The organism is Kutzneria kofuensis (assembly GCF_014203355.1).
Lineage (GTDB): Bacteria > Actinomycetota > Actinomycetes > Mycobacteriales > Pseudonocardiaceae > Kutzneria > Kutzneria kofuensis.
In genome coordinates, this window is the sequence record NZ_JACHIR010000001.1 from 3,282,669 (window position 1) to 3,298,327 (window position 15,659).

A 15,659-nucleotide genomic window follows, 5' to 3' on the forward strand; every position below is an offset into this window, starting at 1 on the left:
GCGCGAGATGACCGAAAGTGAGCACCATGTCCGCCCCGTACTTCCCGCCACCGGCCACCGACGTCCAGCCGCAGGGGCAGCCGCCCCGCAACGGTCTCGGCACCGCCGGCTTCGTTCTCGGGCTCGTCGGCCTCCTGCTCAGCTTCATCCCGTTCATCGGCGTCGTGGCCTGGCCGCTGGTGATCGTCGGCCTGGTGCTGTCGATCATCGGCATCGCCCGGGCCAGCAGCGGCAAGGCCACCAATCGCGGCCTGGCCATCACCGGCGCCGTGCTGTCGGTCATCGGCCTGGTGATCTGCATCCTGTACGTCGCCGTGTTCACCAAGGCCGTCAACGACGTGAACCAGCAGCAGAACGCCGTCTCCACGATCACCTACGAGGTGACGGGAGACGCCAAGGGCGCGACGGTCACCTACAGCTCGTTCGACGGCAACGGCAGCTCCATGAACCAGGAGACCGCCAGCCAGCTGCCGTGGCACAAGGACCTTCAGGCCAAGGGCCTGTTCAGCGGCGGCTCGCTCACCGTCAGCGCCGGCGCCGACGGCGGCTCCGTCACGTGCAAGGTCACCGTGAACGGCAAGGAAGCCAAGACGGCGACGGCCAGCGGGCCGTTCGCGACCGCCAGCTGCGGCGGCTTCTAGGCGTGCACCTCGGGCGGGGTGGGGCGGGCCGCGTCGTCGCCGGTGATCACACGGGCGCCGGCGACCGGGCCCTGCGCCACCCGCACGGTCCGGCACACGCCGGCGCCGGACAGCTCCGCGGCGACCCGGACGGCGGCGTCGCCGTCGGAGCAGAGGAAGGCGCAGGTGGGCCCGGAGCCGGAGACGATGCCGGCCAGCGCCCCGGCGTTGACGCCGGCACGGAGCGTGCGGCGCAGGCCGGGGCGCAGCGAGACGGCGGCGGCCTGGAGGTCGTTGCCGAGCAGCAGCGCCAGCTGGTTGGGGTCGCCGGAGGCCAGGGCCTCCAGCACGGGCTCGACGGCGCCGACCCGAGGCGGGTTGCCGTCGGCGCGCAGCCGGTCCAGCTCGCGGTACACCTCGGGGGTGGACAGGCCGCCGCTGTCCAGGGCGATCACCCAGTGATAGGTGTGCCGGGACAGCACGGGGACAAGCTGCTCGCCGCGCCCGGTCCCCAGCGCCAAACCGCCCTGCAGCACGAACGGCACGTCGCTGCCGAGTTCGGCGGCGACAGTCGCCAGCTCGTCGCGGCCCATCTCCAGCCGCCACAGGTGCGCCAGCGCGACGAGCGTGGCGGCGGCGTCCGCGCTGCCGCCGGCCATGCCGCCGGCCACCGGGATGCCCTTGTTGATGGTGATCCGCAGCTTGGGCTCATCCGGATCGCGGCCGACGTGCGCGGCGAGCGCTCGCACGGCCTTCCAGACCAGGTTGGACGAATCGGTGGGCACCGACTCGGCGCCCTCGCCCCGCACGTCGAGGCCGGCCTCGTCGGCGACGGCGACGGTCACCTCGTCGGTCAGCGACAACGACTGGAACAGCGTCGTCAGGTCGTGATAGCCGTCTGCGCGCAGGTCACCCACCGCGAGATGCAGGTTGACCTTCGCTGGGGCCCGGACGGTCACTGGTGTCGGTACGACGGCTAGCACCCGTCCAGCCTACGGGCTGTTGCTGTGCTGGCTAGAACGCCGGCAGGACCGAACCGTGGAACGTCTGCTCGATGTAGTCCTTGACCTGCGGGGAGTTGAGCAGCTCGGCCAGTTCCCTGATGCGCTTGTCACCCGCCAGCTCCGGCCGCGTGACCAGGCCGTTGGCGTTCGGGTTGCCCTGGGCCTTTTCGACGAGCACCGCGTCGCGGACGTCAAGACCGGCCGACAGCGCGTAGTTGCCGTTCACGATCGAGGCGTCGGTGTCCTCCAGGCTGCGCGGCAGCTGCGCCGCCTCCAGCTCGACGAACTGAAGGTGCTTCGGGTTGCCGGCGACGTCGCGCGGGGTCGCGGTGGTCTCCGTGCCGGGCTTGAGCTTGAGCAGGCCGTTGTCGGCGAGCAGCTTGAGCGCCCGGGCCTCGTTGCTGGTGTCGTTGGGCAGGCCGATCTTGGCGCCGTCCGGCAGGTCGGCGGCCTTGTGCGCCTTCTTCGAGTACAGCCCGAGCGGCTCCAGGTGCACGGCGGTCACCCAGGACAGCTGCGCGCCGTGGCTCTGCTCGAAGTCGGCGAGGTAGGGCTGGTGCTGGAAGTAGTTGGCGTCCAGCGACTTGTCCACCAGCGACGTGTTCGGCGTGACGTAGTCGGTGAACTCCTTGACCTGGATCTTCAGGCCCTTGGCCGGCGCCAGCTTGTCGGCGACGTAGGACAGGATCTGGCCGTGCGGGGTGGGGCTGACGCCGACGACGAGCGGGGCGTTCGGGTCTGCGGCCGCGCCGCCGCCCGTCCCGCAGGCGGCCGCGGTGGCCGTCACGAGGGCAGCAAGGAGCGCAACACGGAGCTTCATGGGACTGTGGTTCCTCGAGTTTCAGGCGGTGACGCGGCGACGGCGGTCGATGAGCCGTGACGTCACGTCGAACAGCAGTTGGATGAGCATGGCGATGGCGCCGAGCACGAGCACCGTCGTCCAGAGCACGCGGTCGTCGTAGCGCTGGTATCCGTAGCGAATGGCGAGATCGCCCAGGCCCTCGCCGCCGACGACCCCGGCCATGGCGGAGAAGCCGACGAGGGTGACGGCGGTGACGCCGACCGCGGACACCAGCGCGGGGGCGGATTCGCCCAGCAGCACGGACCGCACGATGCGGGTCCGGCTGGCGCCGGTGGTGACGGCCGCTTCGACGACCGTCGCGTCCACCTCACGCAGCGCGGACTGGACGAGCCGGCCGAGGAAGGGCACCGCCCCGATGGCCAGCGGCACGATCGCCGCGGTCGGGCCGATCGAGGTGCCGATCAGCGGGCGGGTGACAACCTGTTGCAGCAGCACGATGAGCACGATGAACGGCAGCGATCGGCCGAAGTCCACCACGGTGCCCAGGATCCGGTGCAGCACCGGGACGGGCCGCAGCCCGCCCGGCGCCGTCACGTGCAGCAGCACGCCCAGCGGGATCCCGAACACCGTGGCGAACAACGTCGCCACGCCGACCATGTACAGCGTCTGGCCGAGCGCGGGGTGGAGCAGGTCGAACACATCGGACCACGGAGTGGTCTGTCTCACGCAGCGACTCCCTGCGGACCCTTCGGGGTCCGTCGAACGAGGGCGCCGGCCTCGGAGATCCACTCCAGCGCGGAGTCGGCCCGCTCGCCGGTCAGGCCCAGTCGGAACCGGGCGACCGGGGTCTCGCCGAGGCGGGTCAGTCCGCCGCCGAGCACGGCGAGGTCGACGCCGAACCGGTTGGACGCCTCCGGCAGCAGCGCGCCCACCGCGGCGAAGCCGACCAGCACCACGTCCGCGACGCGGTCGTGGTCGCCGGCGATGCCGTCGGTCTGGTCGAGCGCGGGCAGCAGCGCGTTGGCGGTGCGACTGTCCACATCGGACACGAGGTCGAGCAGCCTGCCGTTCTCCACGATCCGGCCGCCGTCGAGCACGGCGACGTCGTCGCAGATCCGGCGGACGACCGCCATGTCGTGTGTGACAACAACAACCGTGACTCCGAGCTCCGCTCGGGCCCGGTCGAGAACGGTGAGCACGGAGCCGGTGGTCTCCGGGTCCAGCGCCGAGGTGGGCTCGTCCGCGAGCAGCACGGACGGGTTCGCGGCCAGCGCGCGGGCGACCGCGATGCGCTGCCGCTGCCCGCCGGAGAGCTGGTCGGGGTAGGAGGCGGCCTTGTCGGTCAGGCCGACCAGGTCGAGCAGTTCGCCGACGCGGCGGCGGCGGGTCGGGCCGTCGACGCCCGCGGTTTCCAGCGGCAGCGCCACATTGCCGGCCGCCGTGCGCTGACGCAGCAGCGAATCCCCTTGCGGCACAACGCCGATCTGCCGGCGGGCCGCGCGCAGCCGGTTGCCGTCGAGCGTGACGAGGTCGGTGCCGTCGACGCGGATGGCGCCGCTGTCCGGGCGCTCGAGCAGAGCGATGCAGCGGGCCAGGGTCGACTTGCCGGAGCCGCTCGGGCCGACGACGCCGCAGACGGCGCCGGCCTGGACCTCGAGGGTGACGCCGTCGAGGGCGCGCACGGCGCCGCCCCGGGCGGGGAATGACTTGACCAGATTGTCGACAGTGATCACTGTTTGCTCCACGGCACGCGCGGCCACGCGCGCTGATGGCGCGCGAGGGCCGTCCTTTTTGGACCGTCCTATCGGGACGAGACGAATGAGGGTGAACCGACAGCAGGCGGCGGTAGGGGTGTTACCGGCCGGCCCGACAGCCCGTCGCGGTGCGGCGGCACTGATCGACAACTCGACGGCGAGTGAGCAGCCGCGCTGCGCACACTCGGGCGAGGTCCATGACGTCCTCCATCGGTCCTGGCTGTAGCACCTGCCCGGGGTCGGGTGGTTGCTGCGGCTTCGTCGATCCAGGTCTCTCGGCCGCTCGGGATGGATGCAAGTAGCAGTACACCTGACCGGTATGTGGAAAATCAAGCCGTGCCCGGAAAGAACCACGGATCGTTCGGTATGTCACACAGATGCCCGACGATTGCTCGGTCCACGACGTATCGCACGGTAGGTTCCCCGGCACCCTCGGTCATCCGGAGGGGTCCGGGTTGTCCACGGGCTGGACGTCCGGGAAGAAGCACGACCGGCGGGGCGTTGGCCCGGACATGGGGGTACTACGCGGCGGCTACCTCGGCGATGCGGGCGAACTCGGCGATGCCGAGCTGCTCACCACGGAGCGACGGGTCGACACCGGCGGCGGTGAGCAGCTGACCGGCCCGGTCAGCCGAGCCGGCCCAGCCGGCCAAGGCAGCCCGGAGGGTCTTGCGCCGCTGGGCGAAGGCGGCGTCCACCAGGGAGAACAGCGCTTCCCGTGACACCGAGGACGGGGGCTCGCGGCGGGTGAAGGCGACCAGGGCGGAGTCGACGTTGGGCACGGGCCAGAACACCGATCGAGGCACGGGACCGGCACGGCGGGCGTCGGCGTACCAGGCGAGCTTGACGCTGGGCACGCCGTAGACCCGGCTGCCGGGCCCGGCGGCCATGCGGTCGGCGACCTCGGACTGCACCATGACGAGCCCGGTCCGCAGCGAAGGCAGCTCGGCCAGCAGGTGCAGCACGATCGGCACGGACACGTTGTACGGGAGGTTGGCGACCAGAGCGGTCGGCGCGACCCCGATCTCGTCGGCGGTGACGCGCATGGCGTCGGCGCCGACGACGGTGAGCCGGGAGGCGACGTCGGGCGCGAACTCGGCGGCGGTGACGGGCAGCCGAGCGGCCAGCACGGGATCGATCTCCACGGCAACGACGGCCTTGCACGCCGGCAGCAGCGCCAAGGTCAGCGAACCGAGCCCGGGGCCGACCTCAAGCACGACGTCGTCGGCCGTGACACCGGAGGCGGTGACGATGCGCCGCACGGTGTTGGTGTCGTGCACGAAGTTCTGGCCCAGCTTCTTGGTCGGACGGACGTCCAACTCCTTGGCGAGGGCACGGACCTCGACGGGTCCCAGCAGTTCGGGCACGAACGGGGATTCTAGGCTCAGGTCAGACCGAGGATCTGGGCGCACTGCCACGGCTGCAGGCCGCGAGCGGCGCGCACCCGGTTGGCGATGGCGATCTGCTGCTCACGGGTGGCCAGGTCGGCCCGCGGGGCGTACTGCCCGCCGCCGTTGGAGGTCCACGTCGGGATGTCGAACTGCAGGCCGCCGTAGTAGCCGTTGCCGGTGTTGGCGTGCCAGTTGTTGCTGGACTCGCACTTGGCGATGCGGTCCCAGATCTCGTCGCCCGGCAGCGGCTTGGTGCCGTTCTTGACGATCTTCGGCTTCATCGGCGTGATGACCTGCACGCCGATCTGCTGCTTGTCGGCCTGCTTGCCGTTGTGCATGGTGACCCGGTAGGTCACGGTCTGCTTGCCGACCACGCCCGGGTCCATGACCTGGGTGACGCCCTCGTCCAGGGTCGGGTCGTTGACGATCTGCGTCGTCGGCTGGATGTCCTGGTTCTCCTGGACGACCGTGACGCCGTTGCGGCTGACGGTGATCTGCGCGCCGCTGGCCAGCTTGGTGTCCGCGGCGGGCGCGACGTTGTCGTCGGCGCCGAGGGTGATGTTCAGGGACTTCAGCAGCTCCTGGATGGTCACCGCGTAGGTGGTGAGCTGCTTGGGGGCGTTGCCGCCGTCGCTGATCGTGACGGTCTTGGCCGTCCTGACGTCCATCGACATGCCGGACAGCGGGATCTGCTTGGACGGGTCGACCGAGAGCTTGGCGTTGTCGGTCTTGACGCCCATCTCGCGCAGCGCGTCGGCGACGGTGAGGGACTTGACCCACTGGGTCTTCGCGACGCCGTCCACGGACACGGTCATCGTGCGGCCGCGCTGCAGGACGATCTTGCCGCCGTCGGCGATGGACGAGCTGGCCGAGGGCATCAGCGAGTCGTGGGCGCCGGCCGACAGGCCCTGCTTGGCCAGCACGTCGCCGACGGTGCCGGAGTAGGTGTGCACGGTCATCTCGTGACCGTCGACGTCGACGGTGACGGCCTTGTCCATGGCCAGCGCGGTGGCGCCGCCACCGGCGAGGCTGACCAGGGTGGCCATCACGGCGGCCTTGATGAACCGGCGCTTCCACGGCGACCGGGTGTCCTGCTCGGTCTTGACGACCGCCTTGCGCTGGGGCTCCGGGACGAGGTTGGCGTCCTCGAGTCCCTCCTCCAGCTCCTCCCAGCACTGCGCCAGGCCCTCGGTGAGCGGGCCGGCGTCGTCGCGGATGATCGGCAAGACCGTGGTCTTGGCGTTCATCAGCTCGAGGAGCTGGTCGAGCTCCATGTTGACGGAGTTGAGGATGTCCTGGGCGTCGGGGCCGAGGACGTCCATCACGTCCTGGGTGGAGACGTACGCCCCGCCGGGCACGAACTGGCGGGTGGCCTCGAGCTCGGCCTCCCAGTCCCAGTCCCAGTCGAGGTCCGGCCGCACTGCGGTCCAGGCCGAGGTCTGGCGCTCGGCGACGGCGACCCCGGTGTGGGGTGCCCAGAAGCTCTGAGCGCTCTGCGCCTGGGTGGGCGCTTCCTCGGACACGCGCGGTCTACGGTGCCTACCGGTCCCAGTCACGGGGTCGTTACCTCCGAAAAGCCGATGGTCCGCGAAGAGTTCCGCGGCTGTTTTCGCCACTAGCCGACGTCAGCCGCTGGTACTTCTCCTCGCTTCGCTCGGGTCTCGTGCTCCGACTGCCTTGCTTGGTCCCGTAGCCAACGCCGTCCGGCTGGCCTCCCTTGCGGAAGCCGGCCGTCCCCGACGAACGCCGACCTGACTGCGGGCCGGTGGTGGACCACTGAGTCCGACGCACCGATCACGGGACCGTAACGGAGGTCGGGCGTGTGAGCAAACATTCCCGGGGTTGTTGTGTCTCCAGTCACACCACGGGGTGATTTCTTTGCGGCACGGAGGGTCATACGCCCAGGCCGAAGACTCGGTTCACCGTTGCGGTGACAATTGTTGCCAGCTCACCGACGTGCACTCCGCGTAGATCAGCGAGTTCACGGAGCGTGTACGCGGCGCAGTACGGCTCGTTGGGACGGCCGCGGAACGGGTGCGGCGTCAGGAAAGGCGCGTCGGTCTCCACAAGCAACTGTTGCAGCGGCACAACCATTGCCGCCTCCCGCAACGCGCCTGCGTTGCGAAACGTGACCGTGCCCGAGAACGACAGCACGTAACCGGCGTCCACGCAGCGTCGCGCCATGTCCACGTCGCCGGAGAAACTGTGGAACACCACGGTGTCCGGGGCGCCCTCTTCGTCCAGGATGCGCAGCACGTCCTCGTGCGCGTCCCGGTCGTGGATCATCAGCGGCTTGCCGAGCCGCTTGGAAAGCCCGATGTGCCAACGGAAAGCGTCCTGCTGGGCGTCGTGCGGGGCGTAGTCCCAGTAGTAGTCCAGACCGGTCTCGCCGACCGCGACCACCCGCGGGTGCGCGGCCAACTCGGCCAGCTCCTCCCGCTCGGCGTCGCCGAAGTCCTTGGTACGCGTGGGATGCAGCGCGACGGCGGCGAACACGCGATCATCCCAGGTGGACGCTTCCACGGCCCAGCGCGCGGCCGCCATGTCGTCCGCGACGGTGATCGCGTGCCCGATGCCGGCCGACTCGGCGCGGTCCATCATGGACCGGACATCGGCGGAATCCTTGGCGCCACAGGCTTCCAGATGCGTGTGGGCGTCGACCGCCGACACCGGAAGACGCTCCGGTATCGGCGGCCGCGCACCCTTGCGTGGAGTCACTTCTCGATCGGAGCCCACTCCGGACCGGTCTCCGCCAGCTCCGGGTCGAGCTTGGCGAACAGCGGCGTCGGCTTGCTCAGCGGCACGCCGACCTCGATCGGCGTGGACTCCCACTTGGCCTGCTCGGCCTTGTAGTCACCGGTCAGCACCGGGTACTCGCGCGACGGGTCGTCCAGGTCCGTGACCTCACGCATCTCCGGCTGCGACGCCCACAGGCCGGTGCCGCCGAGCAGCTCGTGGATCTTCTGGGCGGAGTGCGGCAGGAACGGCGTGAGCAGCGTGTTGGCGTCCTTGACCACCTGCAACGCGGTGTGCAGCACCGTGTCGCGGCGGGCCGGGTCGTCCTTGAGCTTCCACGGCTCCTGGTCGGACAGGTACTTGTTGGCCGCCGACACCACCCGCATCGCCTCGCCGATGCCGGCGCGGAAGCGGGAGTGGCGCAGGTGCGTGCCCACGGTGTCGAACGCGGCCCTGGACAGCGCCTTCAGGTCCTCGTCGGCCTGGGTGGGCGCGGTCGGCGCCGGCACCGCGCCGACGTTCTTGTGCGCCATCGAGACCGACCGGTTGACCAGGTTGCCCCACTCGTTGGCCAGCTCGAAGTTGATCCGCCGGACGAACTCCTCCCAGGTGAAGTCCACGTCCTGGGTCTCGGGGCCGGCCGCCGAGATGAAGTAGCGCAGCGCGTCCGGGCCGAACTCGGCCAGGAAGTCCCGCACGTAGATGACGCGGCCCCGGGAGGTGGAGAACTTGGAGCCGCTCATGGTGAGGAACTCGCTGGAGGCGATCTCCGTCGGCAGGTTGAGCGTGCCGTAGCGGCCGGGCTTGCCGCCCTTGTCGCCGGCCCCGTTGTGGCCGAGCAGCAGCGCGGGCCAGATCTGGGCGTGGAAGGTGATGTTGTCCTTGCCCATGAAGTGCACGATCGGCGTCTCGGGGTCGGTCCAGAAGCGCTTCCACGCGTCCGGGTCGCCGCTGCGCCTGGCCCACTCCACGCTGGCCGAGAAGTAGCCGATCACCGCGTCGAACCACACGTAGAACCGCTTGAGGCCCTGGTCGCGCCAGCCGTCCAGCGGGATCGGCACGCCCCAGTCCAGGTCGCGGGTGATCGCCCGCGGCCGCATGTCGTCGACCAGGTTCTTGGTGAAGTTGACGACGTTGGGCCGCCAGTCGGTCTTGGACGCCAGCCACTCGCCCAGCGTCCGGGTGAACGCGGGCAGGTCCAGGAACAGGTGCTCGGTCTCGACGAACTTCGGCGTCTCGCCGTTGATCCGCGACTTGGGATTGATCAGGTCGGCGGCGTCGAGCTGGTTGCCGCAGTTGTCGCACTGGTCGCCGCGCGCCCCGTCGTAGCCGCAGATCGGGCAGGTGCCCTCGATGTAGCGGTCGGGCAGGGTGCGGCCGGTGGACGGGCTGACCGCGCCGGTCGTGGTCTTCGGGACGATGTAGCCGTTGTCGTTGAGCGCCAGGAAGATCTGCTGCACGACCTCGTAGTGGTTGCGCGTGGTGGTGCGCGTGTAGAGGTCGTACGTGACGCCGAGGGCGCGCATGTCCTCCGCGACGACGCGGTGGTACTTGTCCGCGGTCTGCTGCGGTGTCAGGCCCTCCTTGTCGGCCTGCACCAGGATCGGCGTGCCGTGCTCGTCGCTGCCGGAGACCATGAGCACGTCGTGACCCGACATTCGCATGTAGCGGGCGAACAGGTCGGAGGGGACACCGATACCGGAGACATGGCCGATGTGACGGGGGCCGTTGGCGTAGGGCCAGGCCACCGCCGTCAGCACGGAGGCACTCATGGGCGTAAGGGTACGGGGGCGCACCCATCGCTTACTTCTTGGCCGCTACCACACTGTCGTACAGCGCCTTCTTGCTGACGCCTGCGGCCGCCGCGACCTCGGCAACCACGTCCTTGAGCCGTTGTCCAGCGGCCACCCGCTGCTGCACCGCCGGCACCAGGTCGGCCACATCCGTGACGTCGACGGCGACCGGGTCGGCGCCGGCGAACACCACGGTGACCTCGCCGCCGACGCCGCCGGCCGCCCACTCGGCCAGCTCCGCGAGGGTGCCGCGCTCGACCTGCTCGTCGGACTTCGTCAACTGGCGGCAGACCGCGCCGCGGCGGTCGGCCCCCAGCACCTCGACGGCGTCGGCCAGCGTCGCCGCCACCCGATGCGGTGATTCGAAGAAGACGCAGGCCCGGGTCTCGGACGCCAGCGTGGACAGCCACTTGCGGCGCTCCCCCGGCTTGCGCGGCGGAAAGCCGTCGAAGCAGAACCGGTCGACCGGCACCCCGGACAGCGCCAGCGCCGTGACCACCGCCGACGGGCCGGGCAGGCACGTGATCGGCAGGTCCTCGGCGACGCAGGCGGCGACCAGCCGGTAGCCCGGGTCGGACACGCTCGGCATGCCGGCGTCGGTCACCAGCAGCACCGTTTGTCCGGAAGCGACCGCCTTGACCAGTCCGGGCAGCCGGGCCGCCTCGACCGCGTCGTAGAAGCTGACGACCTTGCCGGCGGGCGTGACCCCGAGCCCGGAGGCGAGCGAGCGCAGCTTGCGCGTGTCCTCCGCGGCCACCAGATCGGCCGTGGCCAGGGCATCCACCAGACGCCGGGTCGCGTCGCCGAGGTTGCCCAGGGGCGTCGCCGCCAGCAGCAGGCGGCCGGTGCCCGATACGGTATTCACGCCACTCACCCTACGATCGACCCCCGTGACGACGATCGTGGAGCGGACCGAGCCCGAGCCCGACGGCGTGGTGGATGTCGGCGAACTGCCGCCGGCGACGCAGCCGTCCACCGCCGGGCCGCTGGACCGGCTGGCCGTCTGGCGACCCACGGACACCGTCCGCGGGTGGCTCGTCACGCTCAGCGTCACGCTGCTCGGCGGCCTGGTCCGGTTCTGGGACCTGGGCTGGCCCACCGACCGCGGCACGCCCGTGTTCGACGAGAAGCACTACGTGCCGCAGGCCTGGCAGATGCTGCGCAACGGCGGCTACGAGGACAACCCCGGCTACGAGCTGGTGGTGCACCCGCCCGTCGGCAAGTACCTGATCGCCGTCGGCGAGTGGCTGTTCGGCTACGACGGCTGGGGCTGGCGGTTCTCCTCGGCCATCGCCGGCACGCTGTGCATCTTCCTGATCGTCCGGATCGGACGCCGCCTGACCCGCTCGACGATGCTGGGCGCGCTGGCCGGTGTGCTGCTGATCTGCGACGGCGTCAGCCACGTCCAGTCGCGGCTGGGCATGCTCGACATCTTCGGCGCGCTGTTCGTCGTGATCGCCTTCGGCTGCCTGCTGGTGGACCGGGATGTCGTGCGCAACCGTCTGGCGGTCGCGGTCACCGAGGGCTGGGTCGGCGAGTCCGAGTTCGGGCCGCGGCTCGGGTTCCGATGGTGGCGCTTCGCGTGCGGCCTCTCGCTGGGATTGGCGTGCGGGGTCAAGTGGAACGGCATCTACTACATCGTCGCCTTCGGCCTGCTGTCGGTGATCTGGGACGCGACCGCGCGGCGGGCCGCCGGTGTGGAGCGGCCGTGGGCCGGCGCGATCGTCCGGGACGTGCTGCCGGCGCTGTGGGCGATCGTCGTGATCTCGGTGGCGGTGTACTTCGCCTCGTGGTGGGCGTGGTTCGGCAGTGAGACCGGTGTCGACCGGCACGCCGCCGGCAACCAGGTGGCCGTGTCGAGCTGGCTGCCCGACGCCTTCCAGTCGTTCTTCTACTACGAGGGGAACGTGCTGCACTTCCACGAGAACCTGATCACCGGGGCGCCGGGGGTCGGCACCCATCCGTGGGAGTCGAAGCCGTGGACGTGGCCGATGGGGCTGCGGCCGATGCTGTACTACATCGAGCAGAGCCCCAGCCCGCTCGCCGCCGGCTGCGGCGCGTCGGAATGCGTCAGCGCCCAGATGCTCGTCGGCACCCCGGCCATGTGGTGGCTGGCGTTCCCGATGATCGGCTGGTCGCTGTGGCGGGCCCTGGTCAAGTTCGACTGGCGCCACGCCGCCGTCATGGTCGGCTACATGGCCGGCCTGCTGCCCTGGTTCGTCAACATCGACCGGCAGATGTTCTTCTTCTACGTCACCCCGATGGCGCCGTTCCTGGTGCTGGGCCTGGTGTTGGCCTGCGGCGACATCCTCGGCCGGGCGAAGGCCGGCTCGGAGCGCCGCGGCACCGGTCTCCTGGTCGTGGCGATCTACACGGGCCTGGTGGTGGCCAACTTCGTCTGGCTGTGGCCGATCCTGAACGGCGACCCCATCAGCGCCGCCCAGTGGCAGGCCGAGCTCTGGCTCCCCAGCTGGCGCTGACCGGACTTGTCAACCCCCTCATGTTCGGAAAGGACCATTCCTCTCATCCAACGTTAGGAATGGTCCTTTCACAGAGGTCAGGTCAGTTGGCGAGGGCGGTCGTGAGGGTGGACTTCCAGGGGTTGTCGCAGCAGGGGCGGTCGATCCGGTCCCCGGCCTCCAGGTCGGCGACGACCTTGCGGATCCGGGCGGCCGTGTCCGCATCGGCTTTGCCCACGACGGCGGCGATGGCGTCCAGCACGAGCGCGGCCTCACGCAGCGCGGGCGCCGGCACGACGCGAGCGTCCTGAAGGGACGGAAGCGGGGCGGTGACGGGTTCGGTGGCAGCAGTCGACACGCGCCGAGGTTAAGGGCATCCACGCACCGTCACAGCGGAGATCACCCGATCGAGTCGGCGACCGGCTGGCTAGGTTGAGGCCCATGACGGCGACTGCGCGGTTCCTTGCGGTGGCGGGGATTCTGACCCTGCTGGCGACGACGCCCCCGGCACAGGCGGCGGCCCCGATGCTGCTGCCGGACCTGCGCCAGGCGCCGGTCGGCTGCGCCGGCGGCCACCGCGGCAGCCCGATGGACTGCAAGGACTGGGACGTCTGCATGGTCACGGACGCCAACGTCCCCAACGCGCCGTGCGTGACGTCCGGTGACATCAAGGCGGTCCGGCTGCGGTTCACCTCGTCGGAGGAGAACATCGGCGACGGCCCGCTGCTGTTCTACGCCCACCGCGACAGCACGCTGTTCCCGACGATGTCGGTGCGGCAGGCGTTCCAGAACGGCGAGCACGGCCCGATCCCCGACACGTACCGGACGGCCCAGAAGCCGTCGGGCACCAGCGCCTACTACGAGCCGGCGCCGGCGCACGTGCACTGGCACCTGCTGAACTTCGAGCGTTTCCAGCTCCGGACGTTGAAGGGCAGCGCCGTGGTGTCCGACCGCAAGAACGGCTTCTGCCTCGGCGACCGCTACGACGTGCCGGACAAGGCGTCGCTGCAGCACCGCGTGCACGATGACGACCAGCCCGAGGCGAAGCTGCACCAGTTCCTCATCTACAACATGTGCGGGCACCAGCAGCCCCAGGCCACCGACGTCACCGAGGGCATCTCCGTGGGCAGCGGCGACGACTACCGGTTCGACGTTGACTTCCAGTGGCTGGACATCACCTCGGTGCCCTCCGGCGTGTACGACGTGGTCAACACGGTGAACCCGGACCGGACGCTGACCGAGAAGAACTACGACAACAACTCGTCGTCGATCGCGGTGTCCATCCAGTGGCCGGGGTCGGGGGCGCCGTCACGGATCACGGCGCCCCCGGTGGTGCGACTGCTGCGCAGCTGCCCCGGCAGCGACACCTGTTCGGCCTGACGGTGGTTCGCGCGCTCCCCTCTGGCGCGCGAACCACCGGTCAGACGCGAGCGGAGTCCCGCCGGTAGCGGAGCGCGACGAGCGCGCCCGCCACCACGATCCAGACCGCCATGGTGATCACGCCCTGGACGCTCACAGCGTTGCCTGCCAACGCGTCATGTCCGAATTCCGCCAGCCAGTAGCTCGGCAGGGCCTTCGCGACGATGGTCATCACCGCCGGCAGGTTGCTCAGCGGCAGCCACAGGCCGCCGAGCATGCTCAGCGCGAGCATCAGCACCGTGCTCATCGCCTGGGCCGAGTCGCCGGTGGCGAGCAGGCCGATCAGGAGGCCGAGCACCGCCGTCGGCAGCACGCCCAGCCAGCAGAGGACGATGAGCTGCGCCCACGTACCGGCGCCGAGGTTCACGTGCTCGACCAGCACGCCGGCGGCGTACACGAGCAGCATGCTCGGCAGCGCGACCAGCATCGCCGCGGCGACCTTCGAGGCCAGGTAGTTCACGCCGGTCAGCGGCGTCAACCGAAGCTGGCGGTTCCAGCCGACCTGCCGTTCGATCGCCGTGCGGGAGCCGGTGCTGACCGACGCGGCCACCGCGCCGAAGGCCGCCATGCTCACCATCAGGAAGGTGACGGCGTCCGGGTCGTTGCGGCCGTACGCGGAGCTGAACGCCAGGAACATCGCCAGCGGAAACGCGACGGTGAAGATGAAGAACCGGGGTGAGCGGACCAGCCGGCGCACCTCGAACGTCAACAGCGCGCCCATCAGGCGGCCTCCTGCCTGGTCAGCGTGACGAATGCGGCTTCGAGGCCGGCGCCGCGAACCTCGATGTCGTGGGCCTGGGGATGGTTCGCGAGCAGTTCACGCAGGGCCACGTCGGAGTCCGCGCAGGCCAACTCGGTGGACTCGCCGCGAACCAGCACGGAGGTGACGCCCGGCAGCATGGCCAGCACGCCTTCGTCGGCCTGCGGAATCCTGGCCGTGATCACCCGGCCGGCGGCGAGGGAGCGGACCTGGCTCACCGAGCCGTCCGCGACGACCCGGCCGGATCGCAGCAGCACCACCCGGTCCGCGTAGTCCTCGGCCTCGGCGAGGTAGTGGGTCGCGAACACCACCGTGCGGCCGGTGTCCGTGTAGGAGCGCATCGCCGTCCAGAACTCGCGGCGGGCCTCCACGTCCATGGCCACCGTCGGCTCGTCGAGGACCAGCAGGTCCGGATCGCTGACCAGCGCCACCGCGAACCGGACCCGCTGCTTCTCCCCGCCGGACAGCGCGCCGACCTTGCGTCCGGCCAGCTCCGCCAGCCCGGCCCTGGTCAGGGTTTCCTTGAGCGGCAACGGCTTCGGATACATCGCACGGAACAGCGACACCGTCTCCGCCACCGTCGCGTCGTCGAGCAGGCCGCCCGACTGCAGCATCGCGCCGACCAGCCCCGACGCGACGGCCTCCCGCGGCCCCCGCCCGAACACCGACACCGTGCCCCCGGTCGGCTCGGCCAGGCCCAGCAGCATGTCGATGGTCGTCGACTTGCCGGCCCCGTTCGGGCCCAGCAGCGCCACCACCTCGCCCGGTGCGATCGTCACGTCGACCCCGTCGACCGCGTGCACGCCGTCGAAGTGCTTGACCAGTCCACGAAGGCTCACCGCGGCACCCCGGGTGACGGTGTCTGTGCTGTCCATGCCCACAGCCTGTCGTCACCCGGGGTCCGGGCCCCGGCACACCTGT

The 15,659-nt window shown here is 70.4% G+C and carries 15 protein-coding genes and 1 riboswitch; of the genes, 3 read left to right on the forward strand and 12 right to left on the reverse strand.

Annotated features, from left to right (window positions below):
- Window positions 1–26 precede the first annotated feature (26 nt).
- A complete protein-coding gene (locus BJ998_RS14930; protein ID WP_184868670.1) occupies window positions 27–641 on the forward strand; it encodes an MmpS family transport accessory protein in 615 nt (204 codons plus the stop codon).
- On the opposite strand, the gene BJ998_RS14935 is transcribed toward BJ998_RS14930, so the two are convergent.
- From BJ998_RS14935 to rsmI, 9 genes are all read right to left on the reverse strand, one after another.
- Complete coding sequence (locus tag BJ998_RS14935) at window positions 638–1,603, reverse strand: 4-(cytidine 5'-diphospho)-2-C-methyl-D-erythritol kinase (RefSeq protein ID WP_184862185.1); 966 nt, start codon at window positions 1,601–1,603, stop codon at window positions 638–640. The genes BJ998_RS14930 and BJ998_RS14935 overlap by 4 nt on opposite strands.
- A gap of 31 nt (window positions 1,604–1,634) precedes the next feature.
- Entirely contained in the window at window positions 1,635–2,444 is an 810-nt protein-coding gene (locus BJ998_RS14940; protein WP_184862187.1) for a MetQ/NlpA family ABC transporter substrate-binding protein, read from the reverse strand.
- A 21-nt stretch (window positions 2,445–2,465) separates the two neighbouring features.
- On the reverse strand, window positions 2,466–3,152 hold the full coding sequence (locus tag BJ998_RS14945) for a methionine ABC transporter permease (RefSeq protein ID WP_184862189.1): 687 nt from the start codon (window positions 3,150–3,152) through the stop codon (window positions 2,466–2,468).
- The gene (locus tag BJ998_RS14950) at window positions 3,149–4,159 is read right to left on the reverse strand and encodes a methionine ABC transporter ATP-binding protein (RefSeq protein WP_184862191.1); all 1,011 of its coding nucleotides are present in this window, start codon (window positions 4,157–4,159) and stop codon (window positions 3,149–3,151) included. The genes BJ998_RS14945 and BJ998_RS14950 overlap by 4 nt, the downstream gene beginning before the upstream one ends.
- Before the next feature lie 225 nt (window positions 4,160–4,384).
- A riboswitch (SAM riboswitch) is annotated at window positions 4,385–4,475 on the reverse strand.
- Window positions 4,476–4,701: 226 nt separating this feature from the next.
- Entirely contained in the window at window positions 4,702–5,547 is an 846-nt protein-coding gene (rsmA, locus tag BJ998_RS14955) for a 16S rRNA (adenine(1518)-N(6)/adenine(1519)-N(6))-dimethyltransferase RsmA (protein WP_184862193.1), read from the reverse strand.
- 17 nt (window positions 5,548–5,564) lie between these two features.
- Complete coding sequence (locus BJ998_RS48625; RefSeq protein WP_184862195.1) at window positions 5,565–7,094, reverse strand: resuscitation-promoting factor; 1,530 nt, start codon at window positions 7,092–7,094, stop codon at window positions 5,565–5,567.
- A gap of 370 nt (window positions 7,095–7,464) precedes the next feature.
- Entirely contained in the window at window positions 7,465–8,289 is an 825-nt protein-coding gene (locus BJ998_RS14965; RefSeq protein WP_184862197.1) for a TatD family hydrolase, read from the reverse strand.
- A complete protein-coding gene (gene metG, locus BJ998_RS14970; protein ID WP_184862200.1) occupies window positions 8,286–10,079 on the reverse strand; it encodes a methionine--tRNA ligase in 1,794 nt (597 codons plus the stop codon). Before metG ends, BJ998_RS14965 begins: the two co-directional genes overlap by 4 nt.
- A 31-nt stretch (window positions 10,080–10,110) precedes the next feature.
- Complete coding sequence (gene rsmI, locus BJ998_RS14975) at window positions 10,111–10,965, reverse strand: 16S rRNA (cytidine(1402)-2'-O)-methyltransferase (protein WP_312890123.1); 855 nt, start codon at window positions 10,963–10,965, stop codon at window positions 10,111–10,113.
- A 25-nt stretch (window positions 10,966–10,990) separates the two neighbouring features.
- Here rsmI and BJ998_RS14980 point away from each other — a divergent pair, with 25 nt between their 5' ends.
- On the forward strand, window positions 10,991–12,580 hold the full coding sequence (locus BJ998_RS14980) for a dolichyl-phosphate-mannose--protein mannosyltransferase (protein WP_312890124.1): 1,590 nt from the start codon (window positions 10,991–10,993) through the stop codon (window positions 12,578–12,580).
- An 82-nt stretch (window positions 12,581–12,662) separates the two neighbouring features.
- On the opposite strand, the gene BJ998_RS14985 is transcribed toward BJ998_RS14980, so the two are convergent.
- A complete protein-coding gene (locus BJ998_RS14985) occupies window positions 12,663–12,917 on the reverse strand; it encodes a hypothetical protein (protein WP_184862204.1) in 255 nt (84 codons plus the stop codon).
- An 83-nt stretch (window positions 12,918–13,000) separates the two neighbouring features.
- On the opposite strand from BJ998_RS14985, the gene BJ998_RS14990 reads away from it, so the two are divergent.
- Entirely contained in the window at window positions 13,001–13,939 is a 939-nt protein-coding gene (locus BJ998_RS14990) for a lysyl oxidase family protein (RefSeq protein WP_184862206.1), read from the forward strand.
- A gap of 40 nt (window positions 13,940–13,979) precedes the next feature.
- On the opposite strand, the gene BJ998_RS14995 is transcribed toward BJ998_RS14990, so the two are convergent.
- On the reverse strand, window positions 13,980–14,699 hold the full coding sequence (locus BJ998_RS14995) for an ABC transporter permease (protein WP_184862208.1): 720 nt from the start codon (window positions 14,697–14,699) through the stop codon (window positions 13,980–13,982).
- Entirely contained in the window at window positions 14,699–15,613 is a 915-nt protein-coding gene (locus BJ998_RS15000; protein ID WP_184862210.1) for an ABC transporter ATP-binding protein, read from the reverse strand. Before BJ998_RS15000 ends, BJ998_RS14995 begins: the two co-directional genes overlap by 1 nt.
- Between the last annotated feature and the right edge of the window lie 46 nt (window positions 15,614–15,659).